This window comes from Streptomyces sp. NPDC089919, assembly GCF_040684615.1.
In the GTDB taxonomy this organism is placed as follows: Bacteria; Actinomycetota; Actinomycetes; order Streptomycetales; family Streptomycetaceae; genus Streptomyces.
The window spans coordinates 52,027-73,071 of the sequence record NZ_JBFBGK010000031.1 but is presented as its reverse complement, the minus strand read 5'-3'; the positions used below and the strand labels follow the sequence as shown (position 1 = coordinate 73,071).

At 75.0% G+C, this 21,045-nt stretch carries 16 protein-coding genes; 9 read left to right on the top strand and 7 right to left on the bottom strand.

What is annotated here, in order from left to right; genetic code table 11:
- Positions 1 to 224 precede the first annotated feature (224 nt).
- The gene (locus AB0O40_RS15735; RefSeq protein ID WP_365040784.1) at positions 225 to 869 is read right to left on the bottom strand and encodes a TetR/AcrR family transcriptional regulator; all 645 of its coding nucleotides are present in this window, start codon (positions 867 to 869) and stop codon (positions 225 to 227) included.
- A 326-nt stretch (positions 870 to 1,195) separates the two neighbouring features.
- Between AB0O40_RS15735 and AB0O40_RS15730 the strand changes: the two genes are divergently transcribed.
- Positions 1,196 to 2,347 (top strand): agmatine deiminase family protein, encoded by a 1,152-nt coding sequence (locus AB0O40_RS15730; RefSeq protein WP_365040781.1) that lies wholly within the window; start codon positions 1,196 to 1,198, stop codon positions 2,345 to 2,347.
- 150 nt (positions 2,348 to 2,497) lie between these two features.
- Complete coding sequence (locus tag AB0O40_RS15725) at positions 2,498 to 3,913, top strand: amidase (RefSeq protein ID WP_365040778.1); 1,416 nt, start codon at positions 2,498 to 2,500, stop codon at positions 3,911 to 3,913.
- A 15-nt stretch (positions 3,914 to 3,928) separates the two neighbouring features.
- On the opposite strand, the gene AB0O40_RS15720 is transcribed toward AB0O40_RS15725, so the two are convergent.
- Entirely contained in the window at positions 3,929 to 4,309 is a 381-nt protein-coding gene (locus tag AB0O40_RS15720) for a hypothetical protein (RefSeq protein WP_365040775.1), read from the bottom strand.
- A gap of 216 nt (positions 4,310 to 4,525) precedes the next feature.
- Here AB0O40_RS15720 and AB0O40_RS15715 point away from each other — a divergent pair, with 216 nt between their 5' ends.
- The 7 genes from AB0O40_RS15715 to AB0O40_RS15685 all read left to right on the top strand — a co-directional run bounded on the left by AB0O40_RS15715 (position 4,526) and on the right by AB0O40_RS15685 (position 13,109).
- A complete protein-coding gene (locus AB0O40_RS15715) occupies positions 4,526 to 5,515 on the top strand; it encodes an esterase family protein (RefSeq protein WP_365040772.1) in 990 nt (329 codons plus the stop codon).
- Positions 5,516 to 5,530: 15 nt separating this feature from the next.
- A complete protein-coding gene (locus tag AB0O40_RS15710) occupies positions 5,531 to 7,042 on the top strand; it encodes a peptidoglycan DD-metalloendopeptidase family protein (RefSeq protein WP_365040769.1) in 1,512 nt (503 codons plus the stop codon).
- Between the two features lie 13 nt (positions 7,043 to 7,055).
- Positions 7,056 to 8,522 carry a transglycosylase SLT domain-containing protein gene (locus AB0O40_RS15705; RefSeq protein ID WP_365040766.1) on the top strand — a complete coding sequence of 489 codons (1,467 nt, stop codon included), beginning with the start codon at positions 7,056 to 7,058 and terminating at the stop codon, positions 8,520 to 8,522.
- Positions 8,523 to 8,549: 27 nt separating this feature from the next.
- A complete protein-coding gene (locus AB0O40_RS15700) occupies positions 8,550 to 10,577 on the top strand; it encodes a family 43 glycosylhydrolase (RefSeq protein WP_365040763.1) in 2,028 nt (675 codons plus the stop codon).
- Positions 10,578 to 10,694: 117 nt separating this feature from the next.
- Positions 10,695 to 11,468 (top strand): serine/threonine protein kinase, encoded by a 774-nt coding sequence (locus tag AB0O40_RS15695; protein ID WP_365040760.1) that lies wholly within the window; start codon positions 10,695 to 10,697, stop codon positions 11,466 to 11,468.
- A 6-nt stretch (positions 11,469 to 11,474) separates the two neighbouring features.
- Positions 11,475 to 12,881, top strand: a complete 1,407-nt coding sequence (locus tag AB0O40_RS15690) for a serine/threonine-protein kinase (protein ID WP_365040790.1) — start codon at positions 11,475 to 11,477, stop codon at positions 12,879 to 12,881.
- Positions 12,882 to 12,953: 72 nt separating this feature from the next.
- Positions 12,954 to 13,109 (top strand): DUF6131 family protein, encoded by a 156-nt coding sequence (locus AB0O40_RS15685; protein WP_365040757.1) that lies wholly within the window; start codon positions 12,954 to 12,956, stop codon positions 13,107 to 13,109.
- 64 nt (positions 13,110 to 13,173) lie between these two features.
- Here AB0O40_RS15685 and AB0O40_RS15680 read toward each other — a convergent pair whose 3' ends face one another.
- From AB0O40_RS15680 to AB0O40_RS15660, 5 genes are all read right to left on the bottom strand, one after another.
- The gene (locus AB0O40_RS15680; protein WP_365040754.1) at positions 13,174 to 15,918 is read right to left on the bottom strand and encodes a COR domain-containing protein; all 2,745 of its coding nucleotides are present in this window, start codon (positions 15,916 to 15,918) and stop codon (positions 13,174 to 13,176) included.
- A 91-nt stretch (positions 15,919 to 16,009) separates the two neighbouring features.
- On the bottom strand, positions 16,010 to 17,284 hold the full coding sequence (locus tag AB0O40_RS15675) for an amidohydrolase (protein ID WP_365040751.1): 1,275 nt from the start codon (positions 17,282 to 17,284) through the stop codon (positions 16,010 to 16,012).
- A 62-nt stretch (positions 17,285 to 17,346) separates the two neighbouring features.
- Positions 17,347 to 19,263 carry a TOMM precursor leader peptide-binding protein gene (locus tag AB0O40_RS15670; protein WP_365040787.1) on the bottom strand — a complete coding sequence of 639 codons (1,917 nt, stop codon included), beginning with the start codon at positions 19,261 to 19,263 and terminating at the stop codon, positions 17,347 to 17,349.
- Between the two features lie 26 nt (positions 19,264 to 19,289).
- Positions 19,290 to 20,045, bottom strand: a complete 756-nt coding sequence (locus tag AB0O40_RS15665; protein WP_365040748.1) for an ABC transporter permease — start codon at positions 20,043 to 20,045, stop codon at positions 19,290 to 19,292.
- On the bottom strand, positions 20,042 to 21,016 hold the full coding sequence (locus AB0O40_RS15660) for an ABC transporter ATP-binding protein (protein ID WP_365040745.1): 975 nt from the start codon (positions 21,014 to 21,016) through the stop codon (positions 20,042 to 20,044). The genes AB0O40_RS15665 and AB0O40_RS15660 overlap by 4 nt, the downstream gene beginning before the upstream one ends.
- Positions 21,017 to 21,045: the final 29 nt, after the last annotated feature.

Genomic DNA, 21,045 nt, shown 5'->3' with positions numbered 1-21,045 from the left:
TGCGGCAGGCCCACCCCTGGGACTTCGCGGCTTCGCCGTGGCCCTCCGGGCCATCCCAGGCCCGGGCCTGCCTCCGGACCAGCCTGCCACACCCCGTAAAGCGCCTCCCCCACACACCACGCCCACCCGTGCGGGGTGCACCGGGTACGAGGGCGGAGGCCAAGGGGGCCGCCCCCGTGCCGGGTGGATCCGGGGAGGGTGGCGGGGCTGGCCCCGGGAGGGGGTCAGGGGGTGGAGAGGGCGTGGAGGAGGGTGCGGAGGACGGCTTCGGGGGCGGCACGGCCGCCGAGGGCGTCGGCGGCGGCCAGGCCGTCGACGGCCGCGGCCACCGTCTCGCCCAGTAGGACCGTGTCGAGGCCCCCGCCCCGCTCCTCGTCCAGCGCCTCGAAGAGCGTGACGAAGGCGCCCCGCCAGCGCCGGAACTCGGCGGCCAGGCTCTCCCGGACCCGGTCGTCGGTGAGGGCCTGCCAGTGCAACGCGGAGTGGAGGTGGGAGAGTTCGGCGCCCTCGGGCCGGGAGAGGAGGGCGACCACCCGCTCGGCCCGGTCGGCGAAGGAGCCGGGGCCGCCGGCCGCGGCCTCCAGCGGCAGGATCCACTCGGGCCGGATGTCGGTGATCACGGCCAGCACCAGCTCGGTGCGGTCCTGGAAGTGGTAGTGGCACATCCCGTGCGAAACGCCGCTCAGGGCCGCCACGTTGCGGGTGGTGAAGGGCTCGCTCCGGCCGCCCGCCAGCAGCGTCCGCGCGGCGGCGACCAGGCGGGCCCGGGTCTGCTCGCCCTTGGCGGAGTTCCGGGTCCGGCCGGGCCCGGCGCCGGGCCGGGGCGGGGGTGCGGGGAGGTCCGGGGAGCCGGGTGCGGAAGCTGCCATGGCGTCACTCTAGGGCGTGTCCGCGGATCAGGGCCGGACGGGCCGCGGTGTCCGGTGCGGTGCACCGCAGGGCGCCGGAGCGTCGCGATGGCGGAGCCGTCGGGGCGTTTCAGCAACGCAGCGCGGTGGCGTGCCAGGCCGCGCCGCGTCCTCGGCCCTGATCCGCCGGACGCGCCCTGCCCGCCCGTTCGGCCGCGACCTGCGGTGTTGCCGGATCCGCCGGACCGGTCTCGCCAAAACTATTGACCGAGCGCTTGGCCAGTTTTAGCTTTCAGGCCAACCCCGCTACCGCCGCGGGGAGTTGACCTCCCAAGGAGACACCCCTCATGACCCACCCCCCGAGCCACCCGTCCGGCGCCGGCCTGGACCGCCGCCGGTTCCTCGCCGCGGCCGGCCTGACCGCCGCCACCGCCGCCCTCGCCTCGGCCCAGGGCCGGGCCGCGGCCGCGGCCCGCCCGGCCGCCGCGGCCGGCGCCTTCCGCGTCCCGATCGAGGACGTCCGCCACACCCGCACCTGGATGGCCTTCCCCGACTCCACCGCCATCTGGGGCAGCAAGCTCAGCGGCGTGCAGTCCGACATCGCGCTGATCGCCCGGACCATCGCGAAGTACGAGCCGGTCTACCTCTGCGCCAACTCCGCGAGCGCCGCCAAGGCCCGTTCGCTGTGCGGCTCTTCGGTCACCGTCGTGACCACCATCCCGGTGGACGACTGCTGGATGCGCGACACCGGCCCGGTCTTCCGCACCGACGGCGCCGGCGCTCTGGACGCGGTCGGCCTGAACTTCAACGGCTGGGGCAACCGGCAGACGCACGCCAAGGACGCCCTGGTGGCCGGCCGGATCGCCGCCTACGTCGGGGTGCCCTTCACCGCCGCCGGCCTGATCGGTGAGGGCGGCGCGGTCGAGCAGGACGGCGCCGGCACCCTGATGGCCACCCGCAGCAGCCTGATCAACAACAACCGCAACCCCGGCCGTTCGCAGGCCCAGATCGAGGCCGCGCTGCAGTCCGCCTACGGCGCCTCCAAGGTCATCTGGTTCGACGGGGTCCGCAACCAGGACATCACCGACGACCACGTGGACGCGACCTCCCGCTTCCTGGCGCCGGGCCGGGCCCTGGTCCAGATGCCCCTGTCCAGCGACAACGACGCCTACGCGAAGGACGCCCGGCAGCAGTACGCCACCCTGTCCGCCGCCACCACCGCGGGCGGCGCCCGCATCACCGTCGACAAGCTCCAGGGCCCGGACTACTACAAGATCCGCTCCACCAACCCGGACTTCCTCGCCTCCTTCGCCAACTACTACGTGTGCAACGGAGCGGTGATCTCCGGCCAGTTCGGCGACACCGCCGCGGACACCGCGGCCCGGTCGACCCTGACCCGGCTCTTCCCCGGCAGGGTCGTCGAGCAGCTCAACATCGACCGGCTCGGCACCGGCGGTGGCGGCATCCACTGCGTCACCCAGCAGCAGCCCGTGCCGTAACCGGCCAGGCCCCGCCCCGGCCCCGCCCGCGCCGACCGCGCGGGCGGGTGCCCGGCCAAGAAGCGGCCGTCGTCGATCACTTGACAGTGTTACTCGACGGTAGGACATGATGGCCGCCAACCATCCACACGGCCGGGGGCTGAGGCAGCGGTGACGACTTCCGACGAACGGACCACGGTGCACGCCTTCCGGGACGACGCCCTCGGCGAGCACGACGCCGTCGGCCTGGCCGCGGCCATCCGCGCGGGCGAGGTCGGCGCGGAGGAGGCGGCCCGGGCCGCCGTCGCGCGGGTCCGGGCGGTCCAGGACCGCCTCGGGGCCGTCCAGGCCTACGCCCCGGACCCGGTCCCCGCCCCCGGCGCGGCCGGTCCCTTCGCGGGCGTACCGACCTTCGTCAAGGACAACACCGACTACCAGGGGCTGCCCACCGGCCACGGCAGCGCCGCCTTCCGGCCGCGCCCGGCCCGCCAGCACGCCCCCTTCACCCGGCAGTTCCTGAGCACCGGCGTCACTGTGCTGGGCAAGACCCGGCTGCCCGAGTTCGGCTTCAGCCCCAGCACCGAGTACGACGGCGCCGAGCCGGTCCGCAACCCCTGGCACACCGGCTTCTCGGCGGGCGGCTCCTCGGGCGGCAGCGCGGCGCTGGTCGCGGCCGGCGCGGTGCCGCTGGCGCACGCCAACGACGGCGGCGGCTCGATCCGGATCCCCGCCGCCTGCTGCGGACTGGTCGGCCTCAAGCCCACCCGCGGCCGGGTGGTGACCAACGCGCAGAGCCGCCAACTGCCGCTGGACATCGTCTCCGACGGCATCGTCAGCCGGTCGGTTCGGGACTCCGCCGCCTTCCTCGCCGCCGCCGAGACGCACTGGCGCAATCCCAAGCTGCCGCCGGTGGGGCTGGTGGCGGGACCCGCCGCGAAGCGGCTGCGGATCGGCTTCCTGGTGGACTCGCCCAACGGCGTGCCCACCGACGCCGACACCCGGGATGCGGTCACCGCCACCGTGGCGCAGCTGGAACGGCTCGGCCACAGCGTGCGCCCGGTGGAGCTGGCCATCGACCCGCGCTTCACCGACGACTTCCTCACCTACTGGGGGATGCTGTCCTTCCTCATCGGCCTCACCGGCCGGACCCTGGGCGCCGACTTCGACCGGCACCGGATGGACGGCCTCAGCCGGGGCCTGCGGCAGACCTACCTGGCCGACTGGCGGCGCACCCCGGGCGTGCTGCGGCGGCTGCGGCGCACCCGTGAGGCGTACGCGGCGGCCTTCCGGGGCCTGGACCTGGTCCTCACCCCGGTACTGGCCCACACCACCCCGCGGATCGGCCTGCTCAGCCCGGCCGTGCCCTACGAGGAACTGATCGAGCGGATCCTCGGGTACGTGACCTTCACCCCGGTCAACAACGTCGTCGGCACCCCCTCGCTGTCCCTGCCGGCCCCCACCGCGACCGCGGACGGGCTGCCGGTCGGGGTGATGTTCTCCGCCCGTCCCGGCGCCGAACGCACCCTGCTGGAGCTGGCCTTCGAGCTGGAGGCCGACCGGCCCTTCCGGCGCATCCAGGACCGCTGAGCGGGCGCGGCGGTCTCAGACCGCCGCGAAGACCTCCCCGGGCGCGCCGTCGAGCACGAAGCCGTTGTCGAAGCGCACCCGGACGCTCACCCGGGGCCCGCGCCGCTCGTGCTCGAGCCAGGCCGGCTCCAGTGCCGCCACCTGGTCCGCCAGCTGCTGCCGGCTGCCCGGCGGCATCTGGTGGCCGAAGTCGTCGAAGAGCGACTTGAGCCGCAGGTACTCGCCGACCTCCCGGCCCTGGTCCTGGTCCTCCTCGGCCCGCTCCACCACGCCCTCGGCGCCCGCCGCCAGCGACAGGAAGCCCACCGCGGCCTCCGGGTCCGCGGCGAGCGTCACCGGCCCCGGCAGCCGGATCTCCGCCAGCAGCCGTGCCCGGCTCCCCTCTGTGAGCGTCATCGGTCCCTCGTCCTCCCAGGTCGGCGGGGCGCACACGCCTGCCCGCGGCGACCCGGACGGTCATTATCGCGGGCCGCCCGCACCTCCTAGCCGACCCGGCCCGGGCCTGTCAGTCCGGAAGGTTCCGGGTTCACCGGCGTCCGGGGCGTCACTAGCTTGCGAACCGTCCGTCCCACGGCGTCCGGATCCCCGCGCGCTTCGCCACAGGAGGTCACGTTGACCGCGCACCACCCCACCCGCAGGAGCATCTTCAAGTCCGCCGCCGGTCTCGGCGCCGCCGCGGCGCTGGGCGCCGGCGGCGTGCTCGCGGCCGCCCCGTCGGCCGCCGCGGCCGGCGACGGCTTCGGTCTGCGCATCGTGGACCGCAACGAGGGCGACCCGCGCATGTGGTACTACCGCTTCCAGACCGACGCCATCGGCTGGAACCCGGGCGTGAACGTCCTGCTGCCGGACGACTACCACTGGAGCGGCCGCACCTACCCGGTCCTCTACCTCTTCCACGGCGGCGGCACCGACCAGGACTTCATCACCATGGACCGCGAGGGCGTCCGCGAGTGGACCGCCGGCCGCCCGATCATCGTGGTCATGCCCGACGGCGGCCACGCCGGCTGGTACTCCAACCCGGTCAGCTCCAACGTGGGCCCGCGCAACTGGGAGCAGTTCCACATCAACCAGCTGCTGCCCTGGGTGGAGGCGAACTTCCGCACCTTCGCCGAGTACGACGGCCGGGCCGTGTCCGGCTTCTCCATGGGCGGCTTCGGCGCGCTCAAGTACGCCGCCAAGTACTACGGCCACTTCGCCTCGGTCAGCGCCCACTCCGGCCCCGCCAGCCTGCGCCGCGACGGCGGCCTGGTCGGCCACTGGGCGAACGCCTCGGCCGCCGCCCTCGACCTCAACGGCGGCACCATCTACGGCGCGCCCTTCTGGGACGAGGCCCGGATCAACGCCGACAACCCGGTGCAGCGCATCGAGAGCTACCGCAACAAGCGGGTCTTCCTGGTCGCGGGCACCAGCCCCGACCCCGTCAACTGGTTCGACACCGTCAACGAGACCCAGGTGCTCGCCGGCCAGCGGGAGTTCCGGGGCCTGCTCGACCGGGCCGGCATCCCGCACGAGTCGTACGAGGTGCCCGGCGGCCACTTCATCCGGCACGACCTCATGCAGCGCGACATCGACGGCATCATCGGCCGTCTCCGCAAGGCCTGACGGGGGAGGGGAGCCGTGTTGCCCGCCCTGTCCCGGCGCGCCCTGCGCGTCCTGCTCGCCGTCGCCGCGGCCGTGGTGCCCGCCGTGACGGCCGCCCCCACCGCCACCGCCCGGGTCACCGGGTCCGGCGTGGCCTGCCCGACCTCCGGTTGGGTCTCCCAGCACTACCACAGCGGTCACAACGGCGTGGACATCGCCAACCAGACCGGTACGCCGATCTACGCCGTGGGTGACGGCGAGGTCACCATCTCCGGGTACACCGGCGACTACGGCCAGTGGATCCGGGTCCAGCACCCGGACGGCAGGATCTCCGAGTACGGGCACATGAGCCGGCGGGACGTCTCGGTCGGGGACCATGTCACGGCCGGCCAGCAGATCGCGCTGATGGGCGCCGAGGGCAACGCCGACGGCCCCCACCTGCACCTGCGGATCTGGGGCGACCCGTCCGCCTCGTACGGCATCGACCCCGAGGTCTACCTCGCCGAGGGCGGGATCGAGCTGCCCTGCGAACCGGGCAGCGGCCCCCGGCCGACCCCGCTCACCTATCCGGCCGAGTCGGGCCGGGTGGTGTCCGCGCGGTCCGCGGACGGCCGGCTGGAGGCCTTCGCGGCGGGCGCCGACGGCGTCCACCACGCCTGGCAGACCGGCGTGAACGGCTCCTGGTCGGAGTGGGAGCCGCTGGGCGGGCCGGGCGGGGCCGAACTGGCCGTCGCCCCGAACGCCGACGGCCGCCTCGAACTCTTCGCCATCAACGGGGGCGTCTTCCAGCACCGCTACCAGCTCTCGCCCTCGGGCGGCTGGTCGGGCTGGGAGGCGTTCGGCGGAGGGGGCAAGGACATCGCCGCCGGTGTCAACGGCGACGGCCGGATCGAGGTCTTCGCCTCGGGGCCGGTCGGGATCTTCCACAAGTACCAGAACGCCCCCAACGGCGGCTGGTCCGAGTGGGAGCCGGCCGGCGGCGGCCCCGCCGACGCCCGGATCGAGATGGAGAAGGCGCCGGACGGCCGGCTGGAGGTCTTCGCGCTGAACGGCGACGTCTTCCAGCACCAGTGCCAGACCGCGGTCAACGGCGGCTGGTCGGCCTGGGAGGGCTTCGGCGGCGGCGGCCGGGACCTGACGGTGGACCACAACCAGGACGGCCGGCTGGAGGTGTTCGCCTCCGGACCGGTCGGCGTCTTCCACAAGTACCAGACCAGCGGCACGAGTTGGTCCGAGTGGGAGGGGACCGGCGGCCCGGCCGACGCCCAGCTCACCAGTCAGCGCACCGCGGACGGCCGGGTCGAGGTGTTCGCCATCAACGGCAGCACCGCCCAGCACATCTGGCAGACCGGGGTCAACGCCCCGTACAGCCCCTGGGACACCTTCGGCGGGGGCGGCACCGAGATCGCCGCCACCGCCAACGACGACGGCCGGATCGAGGTCTTCGGGACCAGCCGGGCCGGCGTCCACCACAAGTGGCAGACCGGCTTCGCCACCTGGTCGGAATGGGCCTGGCTGAACGGCACCGCCGGTCCCGCCGTCAACTGAGAGGAGACAGCAGGTGATCACCCCACCCCGCACGCGGCGGGTGCTCCGCCGCGCGGTCCTGGCCGCGGTCCTCCCGCTGCTCCTGGCCGCGGGCGCGCTGGCCGGGGCCGGGCCGGCGGCCGCGGCCGCCAGCGACCTGTGCGCCCGGACCGGCTACCAGGCCGGGTTCCGCGGCGACGGACTGGTGACCGCGGTGGCCGTGGCCCTGGCGGAGTCCAGCTGCAACCCGTCCGCCACCAACGTCCAGAACAACACGCCCCCGTCCCGGGACCGGGGCCTGTGGCAGATCAACGACTACTGGCACCCCGAGGTCGACGACGCCTGCGCCTTCGACCCCCAGTGCAACGCGGACGCCGCGTACGCCATCTCCTCCGGCGGCGCCAACTGGGAGCCCTGGTCCACCTACAACGCGGGCGCCCACTGGCGGCACATGGACGAGGCCCGGGCCGCCGTGGACCGGCTCGGCCACCACGAACCGGGTCCGGGCCCCCTGACGTACCCGGCCGAGTCGGGCCGGGTGGTCTCGGCGCGCTCCGCGGACGGCCGGCTGGAGGTCTTCGCGGCGGGCGCGGACGGGATCCACCACGCCTGGCAGACCGGCGTGAACGGCTCCTGGTCGGAGTGGGAGCCGCTGGGCGGGCCGGGCGGCGCGGAGCTGGCCATCGCGCCCAACGCCGACGGCCGCCTCGAACTCCTCGCCATCAACGGCACCTCCTTCTCCCACCGCTGGCAACTGGCGCCGGCGGGCGGCTGGTCGGGCTGGGAGGCGTTCGGCGGAGGGGGCAAGGACATCGCCGCCGGTGTCAACGGCGACGGCCGGATCGAGGTCTTCGCCTCCGGCCCGGTCGGGATCTTCCACAAGTACCAGAACGCCCCCAACGGCGGCTGGTCCGAGTGGGAGCCGGCCGGCGGCGGCCCCGCCAACAGCCGCATCGAGATGGAGAAGTCCCTCGACGGCCGGCTGGAGGTCTTCGCGCTGAACGGCGACGTCTTCCAGCACCAGTACCAGACCGCGGTCAACGGCGGCTGGTCGGCCTGGGAGGGCTTCGGCGGCGGCGGCCGGGACCTGACGGTGGACCACAACCAGGACGGCCGCCTGGAGGTCTTCGCCTCCGGACCGGTCGGGGTCTTCCACAAGTACCAGACAGGTCCGGCGAGTTGGTCGGAGTGGGAGGGGACCGGCGGTCCCGCCGACGCCCAGCTCACCAGCGAACGCGCACCGGACGGCCGGGTCGAGGTCTTCGCGATCAACGGCAGCACCGCCCAGCACCTCTGGCAGACCGGGGTCAACGCCCCGTACGGCCAGTGGGAGACCTTCGGGGGCGGCGGCACCGAGGTCACCGCCGCGGGCAACGCGGACGGCCGGATCGAGGTCTTCGGCACCAGCGGGGCCGGGGTCCACCACAAGTGGCAGACCGGCTTCTCGAGCTGGTCGGAGTGGGCCTGGCTGAACGGCACCTCGGGACCCGCCGTCAACTGACCCGCCCGGGTCCTCAGGAGGAGAGCCATGCATCCGATCAGCAGGCGGGGCCTGCTGGCCGCGGCCGGAGCGGGAGCCCTCGGGCTCCCGCTCGCGGGCCGGGCCGGGGCCGCCGCGGGGGCCCCGGACGGCGTCCCGCACCGGTGGCTCTCCGCCGGCCCCTTCACCCCCGTCCACGACGCCGGCTCCGCCGGCCGGCGCCGGTACTTCAACGACCACACGCTGATCCGGGCCGGCGGCCGGTGGCACCTCTTCGCCATCGTCGGCGACGCCGCGCCGCCCGGCCGGTCCCCGGACAGCGCCGCCGAGACGGCCTTCGCCCACTCCTCGGCACCGGACCTGCACGGCCCCTGGACCGCCCACCCCGACGCACTGGACGTCGACCCGGCCTACCACGGGGAGGAGCACCTGTGGGCGCCGCACGTCATCGAGGCGGACGGCACCTACTGGATGTTCTACGCCGCCGGTGGCCGGGACGGGGCCGCGATCAACCTCGCCACCTCCCCGGACCTCTTCACCTGGACCCGGCTGCCGGCCGGGCCGCTCTTCCGGGGCACCGCCGCCCGCGACCCCATGGTGCTGCGGATCGGCGCCGAGTGGGTCATGTACTACACCGAGGTCGCCGCCGACGGCCGCCACCTGGTCCGGTACCGGCGCTCCCCGGACCTGGTGCACTGGGGCGCGCCCGGTACCGCGTACGCCGACGGGACCACCGTGGCCGCCGGGGTCTCGGTCACCGAATCGCCCTTCGTGGTCGAACGCGACGGTTGGTACCACCTCTTCATCGGGCCCCGGGGCGGCTACGAGGGCACCGACGTGCTGGCCTCGCAGGATCCCTTCCGCTTCACCCTCGACGGGTACGCCGGCCAGGTGCCCGGGCACGCGGTCGAGCCGGTGCTGGACGGCGGGCGGTGGTTCGCTAGCGCGGCCGGCTGGTTCCGGCCGGGGCTGCGGATCGCGCCGCTGGAGTGGGGGGACGTCCCGCCGCCCTGGCAGAGCCCGGACAACCCGGTCGCGGCGCTCGACGTGCGGGGGCGGCTGACGGTCCTCGCCCTCGACGCCGAGGACCGCTCGATGTGGCAGCGCGTCCAGCTGGACCCGGAGGCGGACGCCTGGTCGGCCTGGCAGCCCTTCGGCGGCCCGGCCGGTGCGGTGCCCGCCCTGGGCCGCAACGCCGACGGCCGGTTGGAGGTCTTCTCGCTGGCCCCCGGTGGTGCGGCCCTGCACCACCGGGTGCAGCGGGCGGACGGCGGCTGGGGCGACTGGGAGGGCTTCGGCGGCCCGGCCGGCGCGGTGCCGGCGGTCGCGCTGGGCGCGGGCGGGCGCTTGGAGGTGTTCGCGCTCGCCCCCGCCGGCGCTCTGGTCGCCCGCCGGCGGCAGTCGGCGCCGGGCGGCCCCGCCTGGGACCCCTGGGACGCCTCGTTCGGCGGCCCGGCGGGGGCGCCCCCGGTGGTGGCGGCCAACGACGACGGCCGGCTGGAGGTGTTCGCCCTGGAGCCCGGCGGCACCGGGATCCTGCACCGCTGGCAGCTCGCCCCGGGCGGCGACTGGTCGGGCTGGGAGCGCTTCGGCACCGCGGCGGGGGCCGCGCCCCGGGTCGCCCGGGACGGCTCGGGCCGGCTGACGGTCACCGCGATCGCCCCCTCGGGCACGGGGGCCTTCGCCCGCCGCCAGGCCGCGCCGAGCGGCGGCTGGGAGGACTGGCAGCCGTTCGCCGGCTGGGCGGCCGCGGCGCCGCTGCTGATCCCGGGGGCCGACGGCCGGCTGGAGGCGTTCTGCGCGGCGCCGGGCGGCGAACGGCTGGACCGCCGCCGGCAACTCGCCCCGGGCGGCGGCTGGTCGGCGGCCGAGGAGTTCGGCGAGCCGGCCGCCGTCCTCGGTTCCGCCCCCGCCGCGGCGGCCGATGCCACCGGCCGGGTGCACGTCTTCGCGGTGACCGGGGAGGGCCGGGTGCGCACCCGCGTGCAGCTGCGGCCGGGCGGCGGCTGGGGGCCCTGGGCGGAGTTCGGCGACCACCGGATGGCGCCGCTGACGGGGGGTGCCGTGCTGTTCTGAGCCCGCCCCGGGGCCGGGCGTGGCCGGCGAAGTGGCCGATGCCACGCGGTGAATCCCCCTGCGCAGGCGGTAACGTACGTGTGTCGGGCAACCAACCGGCACGCGGACGGGGGAGCGGTGAGCGGAATTGTCGTGCACCTGCCAGAAAGGGGCGGCTGCGACGCCGTGACCTTACGGCTCGGCCCGGGCGAACGCGCCCGCTTCGGCCGCGGATCGGCGCGCACACCGGTCGAACTCCGGCTCGCCGACGAGGCGGTGTCCCGGCTGGCCGGCGAGATCCGCGCCACCGACGACCACTGGCAGTTGAGCAACCTCAGCGCCACCCACGGCTACCTGGTGGAGAACCCGGAGGGCGCCGGCGAGTACCTGCGGGTGCCGCCCCGGCGCGTCGGCGCCCCCATCCCCTTCGAGTTCTCGCGCGTGGTGCTGCCCTCCCGCCGCGAAGAGCCGGTCTCCTTCCAGGTGTTCGCACCCGACCACCTCTACCTCGAACCGCGCGCGCTGGGCGGCTCCTGGGAGAGCCGCACCCTCACCGCGTACTCCCTGGACGAGACGGCCACCTACTTCCTGGTGCTGGTCGCGCTCTGCGAGCCCTGGCTGCGGGACCTCTCCCCGGCCGCCGTGCCCACCACCCCGCAGGTCGTCGAGCGGCTGCGGGCCCACCCCGGCTGCGGCCGGCTCACCGCCCGGGCGGTCAGCTCCCATCTGGACTACCTCGCCGACGAGAAGCTGCGGATCGGCGCCCCCGACCCGGACGGCGCCGGCCGGCCCGACCGGCGCACCGGCAAGCGCGAGGCCGTGGTCCAACTGGCCCTCAAGTTCGGCATCGTGCGGGAGGAACACCTCGGGCTGCTGCCCCCGCGCACCGAACCGGACGGGCCGGGGCGGTAGGACGTGGTGCAGGTGTACGAGCGGGCCGCCTCCTGGGGCAGCGGCTACGAGGAACCCCTGGACCCGGGCCGCCGGGTGGGCCGTTGGACGGTGGCCGAGCCGATCGGCGCGGGGGGCTGGGGCACCGTCTACGCGGCCCGGCCCGCGGACGCCCCGGACGGCTGCCCGGACCGGCCGGACCCGGCGACGGAGGTGGCGCTGAAGGTGCTGCCCACCGCCGGCCTGGCCCCGCGGCAGGCCCGGACCGTCGCCGAGTCCGCCCGCCGCGAGCTCGAACTCGGCCGCCGGGCCCCGCACCCGCGGCTGGTCCGGCTGATCGACTCCCTGGTGCTCGACGCCCCGGACCGGCCCCTGCTGGACGGCGCGATCGTCCTCGTCATGGAACGGGCCCGCGGCAGCCTGCGCGACCTGCTCACCTCCGGCACCGTCCCGGCCGGCCCGGCCGCGCTGATCGCCGGGATCTGCGAGGGCCTGGCCCACCTGCACCGGGCCGGCTGGGTGCACACCGACCTCAAGCCCGAGAACATCCTCATCGGGCGGGACGGCGAGGTGCGGCTGTCCGACTTCGGCTTCGCCATGGAGTTCACCGGCACCCACGGGTACGCCGTCCCGATGGGCACCCTGGACTACCTGCCGCCCGAGCGCTGGAAGGAACCGCTGGGCGAGCGGGGCGTCCTGATCCGGCCCAGCGCCGACGTCTGGGCCCTGGGCATCGTCATCCACGAGGTCTTCGCCGGGGGCGCGCCGCCCTTCCCCGGCGCCACCCCCGCGGCCCGGTCGGCCGCCGTGCAGGAGTACGCCGAGGGCCGGGCGCCGCTGCGGATGCACCACGCCGTACCGGAGTTCTGGCGGGCCCTGGCCGCCGACTGCCTGGCGCCCACCCACGCGGACCGCGCCGCCCACACCGCCGAGTCCCTGCTGGAGCGGATCCGGGCGTACGAGGCGGCCGGCGGGACCGGGGCGCCGGCCCCGGCGGCCGGCCGGGCGCTCCGGCGCCGCGCCCTGCTGGCCCTCGCCGGGTGCGTGGCGGCGGCCGGCGCGCTGTGCGCGGACGCCGGACCGGACGGCCCGGCGGGGGCCGCCGCCGGGATCCGGGTCTTCAACGCGGAACGCGGCTGCCAGGACCGCGCCGACCGCGAGCGCCGGTGCAGCCTGGGCCTGGCGGTCGACCCCCGCCGCCCCTACACGGCGGCCAACGTCGTCCCGACCCGTGTCTGGCACGGCGACCGGCTCACCGCCGACTGCCTGCTGCCCGACGGCCGCCCCATCATCGACGAGGAGGACCGGGTCTCCACCGTCTGGTACCGCATCCGCCTCCCGCACACCCCCACCCCCGCGTGGCTCCCCGCCGTCCGCACCCGCGACCGCCCCGCACTCCCGCCCTGCCCGGCGCCGGTCGCCGCACACCGCTGAGGATCCGTACGCATGAGCGGGCGGATCGGTGGTAGACGCGGGAGGTATCCCCGTCCGCGACAGGAGGCGGTCATGGTTCTCCTCGGAGTCATCCTGCTCATCATCGGTTTCCTGACCGGGATCTCGTTCATCTGGACGATCGGCGTGATCCTCGTCGTCATCGGCCTGGTCCTGTGGCTGCTCGGTGCAGTCGGTCACGCCGTGGGAGGCCGCAGGCACTATTGGTGACCCGGGGGCGACCCCGGGACGCCCGGAACAGCACAATCACCGCCCCGACCGCCAGCCCCACCGCTCACGCGGTGCCTGACCGGCCGGGGCCCTGCTGTGCCGGTCGGCCGGGCAGCTGCTGGCCCGGCAGCAGGAAGGCGTCCGGCACCGGGACGCCTGAACCCCTCCGGTAGGGGAGCGAATGGTCCTTGCACAGCCAGTACGTGTCACCCTCCGGGGTCGTGACCTTGTCCAGCCCGGCCCAGCGTTCGGCCGGGTCGAGGTCCTTGAGCAACGTGTACAGCGCCCGGTAGTCGGCGTGCCGGTCGCCGTGCAGCTGCGTCGTCACCCGGAGGTCTGCACGGTCCGGTCCCGCCGGCGCCGGGGCCGGCTCCTGCGGGAGCCGCTCCAGCACCGCCTTGGTGAGCTCGATGTCGTCCTTGAGCATCTCGCCGAGGTCGGCGGCGGCCACGCCGAGCACCGGACCGACCAGGGGCACGGCGTACCGCAGCACCTTCAGGACCCGCTGTGCGTGGGAGAGCAGCATCAGCTCGGCGTCGGGCGTCGCCCGCACCTCGTACGGATCCCCGGGCATCCGGTGCCAGGCTCCCGGCGCCTCGCAGTACAGCCGGAGCCGGAGCACGTGCCCGGGCATCAGGCCCAGCATCCGCCGCCGGGGGACCTTCTGGACCGAGACGATGCCCGGACAGATCGCCGACTGCTGGGAGTTCCGCTGCCGCAGCGACGCCAGGAAGCCGCGCTGCTGGTCCGCGGCGATCGCGGCCTGCTGGATCCGGGCCTCGCGCAGCTCATCGAGGATGTCGTCGCCGCGGGTCTCGATCCCGGTCAGCCGCCCCTCCAGGGAGCTCGTCAGTTCCGACACCCGACGCTGGAGGGAGAAGGCCAGCTCGGTCACCCGGTCCGGGGCGGACGCACCGATGCCCAGGAGCAGCGCCCGGACGTCCAGATCCGCCAGGTGCACCGGGCATTCGACCGTCTCGCGGGGCGGACTCAGCGCGAGCCTGCGCACCAGTTGGTCGTACCGGAACTCGTGAGGGCAGCTCTCCCCGCCGGGTGTCCCCGGGCAGGGCACCAGCCGCACCACGTCCAGGCCCGGGTACCGGCGCAGGGTCTGCTCGAAGCCGCTCTTGAGCACGGCGAAGAAGTCGTGCGGGTAGGGGCCGCAGGCTGCGATCTCGGCGGTCTTGGCATGCCGGTCCACCGTGACCAGCCCCATGTGCGTGCCGTCGTGGTCGCGCAACAGAGCCCCGGAACGCCAGTGCAGGCCGGTGGTGAAGCGGTGCTCGCGGGCGATGAACCAGGTGGGGATGCCGGGCGGGATGGTGTGCAGCCGGTACTTGAGCCGGATGACGCGCCGGTGCCGCCGCTGTGCCTCCGCCCACACCGGGCCGTAGGCGGGCGGTTCCCACGGGAGCAGTTCCACCACCAGGCTGCTGTGCCGGCTGGTGGTCCGGTACGAGAGGTCGAAGCGCTCCATCATGCTGACGAAGTGCTGGTGGAGTGCCACGTCCAGGTCGGCCCACAGCTCGCGCCGATGCTCGGAGGTGAACACCCCGTCGTTCTCGCGTACTTGACGAGCATCGAGGACGCGGCTGATGTACGAGGTCAGCCACTGCGGATGCAGGACCACAAGGTCCTTGAGTTCTTCGTCGTCCGAGTAGACCAAGACGTCCCCGAGGCTGTGCAGGGCCAGGGCCAGCTCGTGCTGGTGGACGGGGTCGGTCACGTCCTTCGCGGCCATGAACTCGTACATCTGCGCCGGTGTCACGTACCGCTCCGGGCGGGCGCGCACCGCGTTCGCGGCCTCCAGCCAGGTGCGCGGCCAGCGTACGCCCATCAACGGCAGCCGCGCGGCCTCGACGGCGATCCGCTCGCGCACCGCCGCCACGCCCTGGCCGGTGGCGGAGTCGGCCGACATGCTCGCCACGATGACGCCGGGGTAGTCGGCCTGAATGTCGGACAGGGGCAGGTCCGCCGGGCGCGGGTCCAGATGGGTGGCGACCAGGATCACCGGGGCCTGCGGGGCACGGGCCTTGATCAGGTCGAGCCAGTAGTAGAGCTTGCTCTCCTGCCAGCCGACCTGGGCGTCCCACAGGAGCAGGAAGAGGGAACGGTCCGTCAGGAAGAACTGGTGGGTGGCGTGGTAGATCTCCTGGCCGCCGAAGTCCCAGGTGGCCAGGTCCATCGTGATGCCCCGGCCGGGGGCAGGCAGGCGGGGGTGCGGAAGCCGTAATCGGGACACTTCGAGGCCGTGGGTGCTGTCCTCGTTGCGGTCGAAGGGCTCCCCGCGCAACGCCTTGAGCAGCGAGGTCTTGCCGGCCCTGCCCTGGCCGACCAGCAGCACCTTGGACGTCCACTGGAGCTCGGAGCCGCGGCCCTGCTCGGCGAGGAAGGCGAGGATGGCGGACCGGCCGCCGGCCACGATCTCGGGCGGCGGGGAGATCAGGGGGTTGTCGGAGACGTCCAGTTCGGTGAGGCGCTTGAGCCCGCTGAGTGAGGCGGGTAGGTCGACCAGTGCGTTGCTGCTCAGGTTGAGGAACCGCAAGCGGGTCAACGCTGCCATTTCCTCCGGGAGTTCCGTCAGCGCATTGCCCTCTGCGCGGAGGGTCGTGAGCCGGGTCAGCCGCCCGATGGAAGCGGGCAGCCGGGTCAGCCGGTTGTCGTTGAGGTACAGCCGTGTCAGCTCGGTGAGTGCCCCGATCTCCTCGGGAACCTCTTCGAGTCCCAGCCGCCCGATGTCCAGGGCCTCGCTCTCGTTGCGACGGCACTCCTCGATCAGTCGCAGCGCGGATTCCCGTGCAGTTTCCACCCGACCCCCTCGCCCCTGGGCGCGGCCAGTCTGTCACGGGGGCGTCCGGCTCGTAGGGTGAACGGAGGGGGCTGCGGGGTTGGTTGGGGTGTCACCGGTCCGGCGGGGTCGTGAAGCGGTTCAGGGCCGCGGTCGTGAGGGTGGCTATGGCGGGGCGGAGGGAGCGGCGGATGTCGGGGGCGAAGCGGGGGGAGTGGTTGGGGGGTGGCGGGGTGTCCGTGCCGGGGGCGGGTGGGGGAGCCGTGCCCAGCATCCAGTAGACGAGGGGGACGCCCGGGTGTCCGTGCCCGGCTGCGCCGGCGTCGCCGAAGAGGGGGAAGTCCTCGGTGGCCGGCGAGCCGGGCCAGTCCAGGACCCGCGCGGCGCCCAGGAGGTGCCGGTGCGCCCGGCGTACGGCGGCGGTGGCGGCCGGGTCGCACCACAGCGGTGCGGCCCGGGAGGTGACGGTGAGGTCCGGTGCGCGGGGTGCGTCCGAGGCGGCGCACTCGGCCCGGACGATCCGGTGCACCGCGGCCAGCGCCCGCTCCAGCGCCGGTTCGTCGAAGGCCCGGATCCCGATGCCCAGTTCGGCGTGGTCCGGGATCACGTTGGCGGCCGTCCCGGCGCGCAGCGTGCCCACGGTCAGCGTCACCTGCTCGGCGGGGGCGCTCTCCCGGGCCACCACCGCCTGCAGCCGGGTCACCACGGCGGCGGCGGTGAGCACCGGGTCCACCGCCAGGTGCGGGGTGGCGGCGTGGCCGCCGCGGCCGTGCACGACCACCTCCAGGACCGCCCCGGCCGCCGTCATCGGCACGCCCACGGGGGCGTGCGCGACGGTCCCGGCCGGCAGCGGCGCGGCGTGCTGGGCGAGCACCGCGGCCGGCCGCCCGAAGCGCTCGTACAGGCCCTCGCCGAGCATCGCGGCCGCCCCGGTCAGGGTCTCCTCGGCGGGCTGGCCGACCACCACCAGCGTGCCCCGCCACCGGTCGGCGAGCCGGCCGAGCAGGTCGGCCGCGCCGGCCGCCGCGGCCAGGTGCAGGTCGTGACCGCAGGCGTGCATCAGGGCGGAGGCGCTGGCGTAGGGCAGCCCGGTCTCCTCCCGGACCGGCAGGGCGTCGAGTTCGGCCCGCAGCCAGACGCGCGGGCCCGCGCCGTTGTGCAGCACGCCCACGACGCCGTGTCCGCCCAGGCCCCGGGTGACCGTGCAGCCGGCCGCCACGAGCCGGGCCGCGAAGCGGTCCGCGGTGCGGGCCTCGGCGCCCGAGGGCTCCGGGTGCGCGTGCAGGTCCAGGTAGAGGCCGAGGGCCGGCCGCAGCACCTCCTGGGCGCGGGCCAGCAGTCCCTCGGCCGGTGCGGCGGGCGAGGGGGGCGGCGTGGCAGGGGGCATCGGTGCGCTCCGGGGCTCGGCCCGGCCCCCGCCCGCGGTGCGGCGGGGGCCCGGCGGGGCGGTCAGGGGAAGGGGTGCGGGGCCCGGCGCAGCTCCGCCTCGGTGAGGTCGCGCTCGCGGTGGCCGCCCCGGCGCAGCGCCGTCCGCAGCCGGGGCATCCGCAGGGCCCGCTGCCGGTTCCAGCCGAAATCGATCGGCAGCAGCCCCGGCACCACGGTGGCGACCGTGCTCAGTCCCATCCGGGCCTGCTCGGGCGGGGTCTGGTCGACCGCGATCACGTCGTGGCCGGCCCCGGCCAGGGCGTCCACCACGGCCATCACGTCGTCCCGCAGGTCGCCGGTCTGGGGCCGGCCGTGCGCCTGCCAGTGCGCGTACACCTCGTCGTACGGCCGGGCCGGGCCGGCCTCCAGGTACGAGCGGGCGTACCGGGCCATCGCCGGCAGCCCGTACAGCTGGGGGTGGTCCTTCAGGTGCCGCACCAGGGCGAAGTACTCGGCCATGGCGTCCAGTTCGGCCCGCCGCTCGGCGGTCTGCCGGGCCAGGTGCGGGATGTAGCTGAGCACCTCCGACAGCGCCCCCTCGACCGCGGCGAGCGGGTCCAGGGAGGCCGCGGCGGCGAAGGACAGGGTGCCCGGCCCGCCGTCCCGGCGCACCCCGACCACCGTGACCGCGGGCACCGCCAGGTCGATCCGGTTGTCGAAGGCGTGCACGTCGTAGCCCTGGAGGGCGGCGCGTTCGACCATGGCGGCGACCGTGCGGCTGCCGGTGGTCGCCAGGTCGACGCGGGGCAGGTCGGCCGCCCCGTACCAGCCGATCAGGAAGGAGTCCCGCTCGATCAGCTCCAGCAGCCCGCCGAGCACGGCCTCCTCCGGAGCGCCGCCGATGGCGCAGCCGTTGGAGCACTCGAAGACGAAGTCGTCGTCAGCCGTCGGGATGCTGTAGTAGACCAGCCGGGAGGGCACCAGGACCGGGCGGTCGTCGCGCAGCGACCAGCCCCACTCCCAGGGGATGGCCCGGCCGGGGTCGAAGGGCCGCACCAGCGGGTCGTCCCGGTAGGTCTCGGGGGCGTACAGCCCGCACACCGCCGGGTCGACCGCGTCCGCCCGCAGCTCGTCGTACGAGCCGACGACCGGGGCCCGGCCGCCGCGCCGGTGGGTGCCCGCGTAGCGTTCCAGCCCTTCCAGGAAAGCGAGCCGGCGGCTGGTCGCGAAGGAGTTCTCCTGGCCGCTCCAGGTCACGTCGTGCAGTCCCGCGTACCCGCGGACGAAGGCGCTGCCGGCCACCGGGGCGGTGGTGGAGGAGGTCACGTCGGTCCAGGTGCCTGCCCCCAGCGCCCCGCAGACCGGATTGGCCAGCGCGCCCTCCGGCAGCGGGTGGGCGGAGGCCTTGCGGATCCGGTAGCCGTCCGGGTCCGGCTTGGGCCGCGGGAGCGGTGCGAGCGAGGGGACCTCCCGCGCGGTGAGCGGCCGGGTGGCCGGACCGCAGTCCGGGCAGAGCGGATCGGCCAGCAGCGGGTACGTGCGCACCAGCAGGCTGCCCAGGTCCAGCCGGGTCACCTGCGGCAGCGCCCGGTCGGCGGCCGGCCCCGCCGGGCCCGCCGGCCCGGGGCCGGTCAGCACCGCCGTGCACAGCGCGGCCACCGCGTCCCGGGCGTGTGCCGTCAGCAGCGGCCAACTCCCGGCCGGGCGCGGCCCGTCGGGGCCGGCCGTCTCCAGGGCGTTGCGCTCGCTGCGGCTGCGCAGCCGCTGCCAGCGCAGGGCCAGGCAGCGCCCGCAGGCCGGGGCGCTGCCGTCGCCGCCCCACGGGCCGAGGAGCACCGCCGAGGCGGTCAGGTGCACCCGCGCGCCGGGCCGCCGGGCACGCCAGGGGTCACCGGCGACGTCCGCGGCCCCGCGGCCGCCGACCGGCACCACCTGCGGGCCGCCGGTGCCGAACTGCTCGTCCAGGAAGGACTGGAGGGCGTCCCGGGCCTGCGCCATCGGCTCCGCCAGGCGGGCGGGCGCCGTCATGAGCTCTTCGTCCAGCGGAAGAAGCGGGCCGCGAGCGCCCCGAAGACCACCGCGAAGGCGACCAGGCCCACACAGCCCCAGCCGAGGTCGCCGAGGTCGCCGCGGCCGGTCAGGGCCGCCGACACGGCGTCGTTGAGGTAGCGCAGCGGCAGCAGCAGCGACACCTTCTGGAGCCAGTCCGGCATCGAGTCCAGCGGGAAGAAGGACCCGGACAGGAAGGCCATCGGCAGCATCAGGAAGTTGGCGATGCCGGCCACCGACTCCGCGGTATCGGCGACGGAGCCGATGATCACTCCGAGCAGCAGGAAGGTCGTCATGCCCAGGACCAGCACCGGCAGCAGCAGCGGCCAGCGGGAGGCGGGCACCAGCCCGAAGCCCGGCAGCATCGCCACCCCGACGAAGAGCACCGACTGGACCAGCCCCACGCCCAGGGCCAGCACGTACCGGGAGGCGATCACGCTCGACAGCGGGGTGGGGGACATCCGGATCATCCGCAGGATGTCGTCGGCCCGCCACTGCATCAGGGTGAAGCCGATGCCGAAGACGGCGGCGTTGGCCACGCCCCAGGAGAGCACCCCCGAAGCGGTGTAGGAGAGGTAGGAGTAGCCGCTCTCCTCGACGTCCTCGCCGCGGAAGAGCAGCCCGAAGACCACCAGGAAGATCAGCGGGAAGGCGAAGGTGAAGAAGACGGTGGTCTTGTCCCGGACCTGGGCGCGGTAGCCCGCTGCGGTCAGGGCGGCGTAGGCGCTCATGCCTGCTGCTCCAGGTTGTCCGTGGCGTGCGGGGCCGGGTGGGCGGCTCCCCGGGCGGTGAGTTCGAGGTACACGTCCTCGAGGCTGGCGGTGCGGGTCTGTACGCCGTCCAGGCCGGTCAGGGCGTCGACGGCGGCGAGCACCCGGCCGGTGGCGCGGGTCTCCAGGACGAGGTGGCCGCCCTGCACGTCGACCGCGTCCACCCCGGGCAGCTCCCGGGCCTGCTGCTCGTCGAGCCGGCCCAGCGGCACCAGCAGCCGGCTGCCGGTGCCGAAGGTGCGGATCAGGTGCTGCGGTTCGTCGGTGACGACCAGTTTGCCGGCCACCAGGATGCCCACCCGGTCGCACAGCGCCTCCGCCTCGTCCAGGTGGTGCGTGGTGTACACGATGGTCCGGCCCTCGGCCTTGAGGCCGCGCAGCACCTGCCACAGGTCCCGCCGGCCCTCCGGGTCGAGGGCGGCGGTGGGCTCGTCCAGGAAGATCAGCTCGGGGCCGTGGACCAGCGCCGAGGCGATCGCCAGGCGCTGGCGCTGGCCGCCGGAGAGGTCGTCGACCCGGACCCGCTCCCGCCCGGCCAGGCCCACCGTCTCCAGGGTCGCGTCCACCGCCGCACGGTCGGCGCCGAACAACGCCGCGACGGTCCGCAGGTGTTCGTGGACGGTCTGCCGGACGAAGAAGGCCGAGGACTGGGTCTGCACGCCCAGCCGGGGCAGCAGCCGGGTGTTGCGCGGCCAGGGCGACTCGCCGAAGACCCGCACGGTGCCCGAGTCGGCCCGGCGCAGCCCTTCCATGATCTCCACCAGGGTGGACTTGCCGGCGCCGTTGGGGCCGAGCAGGCCGAAGAACTCGCCGCGCCGGATGGCCAGGGACACCCCGTCCACGGCCCGGCTCGCGCCGTAGCTCTTGGTCACGTCGACGGCCTCGACGGCCGGCCGGTCTCCGGGGCCGGTGCCGGGGGTGGGGGCGCTCATTGGGGTACCTCATTCATGGTGGCGTGGTC

Excerpts from the sequence above, each read along its gene's own strand:
- AB0O40_RS15700 (WP_365040763.1), top strand. The coding sequence starts at position 8,550 with ATGCATCCGATCAGCAGGCGGGGCCTGCTGGCCGCGGCCGGAGCGGGA.
- AB0O40_RS15670 (WP_365040787.1), bottom strand. The coding sequence starts at position 19,263 with ATGGCGCAGGCCCGGGACGCCCTCCAGTCCTTCCTGGACGAGCAGTTC.
- AB0O40_RS15685 (WP_365040757.1), top strand. The coding sequence starts at position 12,954 with ATGGTTCTCCTCGGAGTCATCCTGCTCATCATCGGTTTCCTGACCGGG.
- AB0O40_RS15665 (WP_365040748.1), bottom strand. The coding sequence starts at position 20,045 with ATGAGCGCCTACGCCGCCCTGACCGCAGCGGGCTACCGCGCCCAGGTC.
- AB0O40_RS15675 (WP_365040751.1), bottom strand. The coding sequence starts at position 17,284 with ATGCCCCCTGCCACGCCGCCCCCCTCGCCCGCCGCACCGGCCGAGGGA.
- AB0O40_RS15735 (WP_365040784.1), bottom strand. The coding sequence starts at position 869 with ATGGCAGCTTCCGCACCCGGCTCCCCGGACCTCCCCGCACCCCCGCCC.
- AB0O40_RS15730 (WP_365040781.1), top strand. The coding sequence starts at position 1,196 with ATGACCCACCCCCCGAGCCACCCGTCCGGCGCCGGCCTGGACCGCCGC.
- AB0O40_RS15720 (WP_365040775.1), bottom strand. The coding sequence starts at position 4,309 with ATGACGCTCACAGAGGGGAGCCGGGCACGGCTGCTGGCGGAGATCCGG.
- AB0O40_RS15660 (WP_365040745.1), bottom strand. The coding sequence starts at position 21,016 with ATGAGCGCCCCCACCCCCGGCACCGGCCCCGGAGACCGGCCGGCCGTC.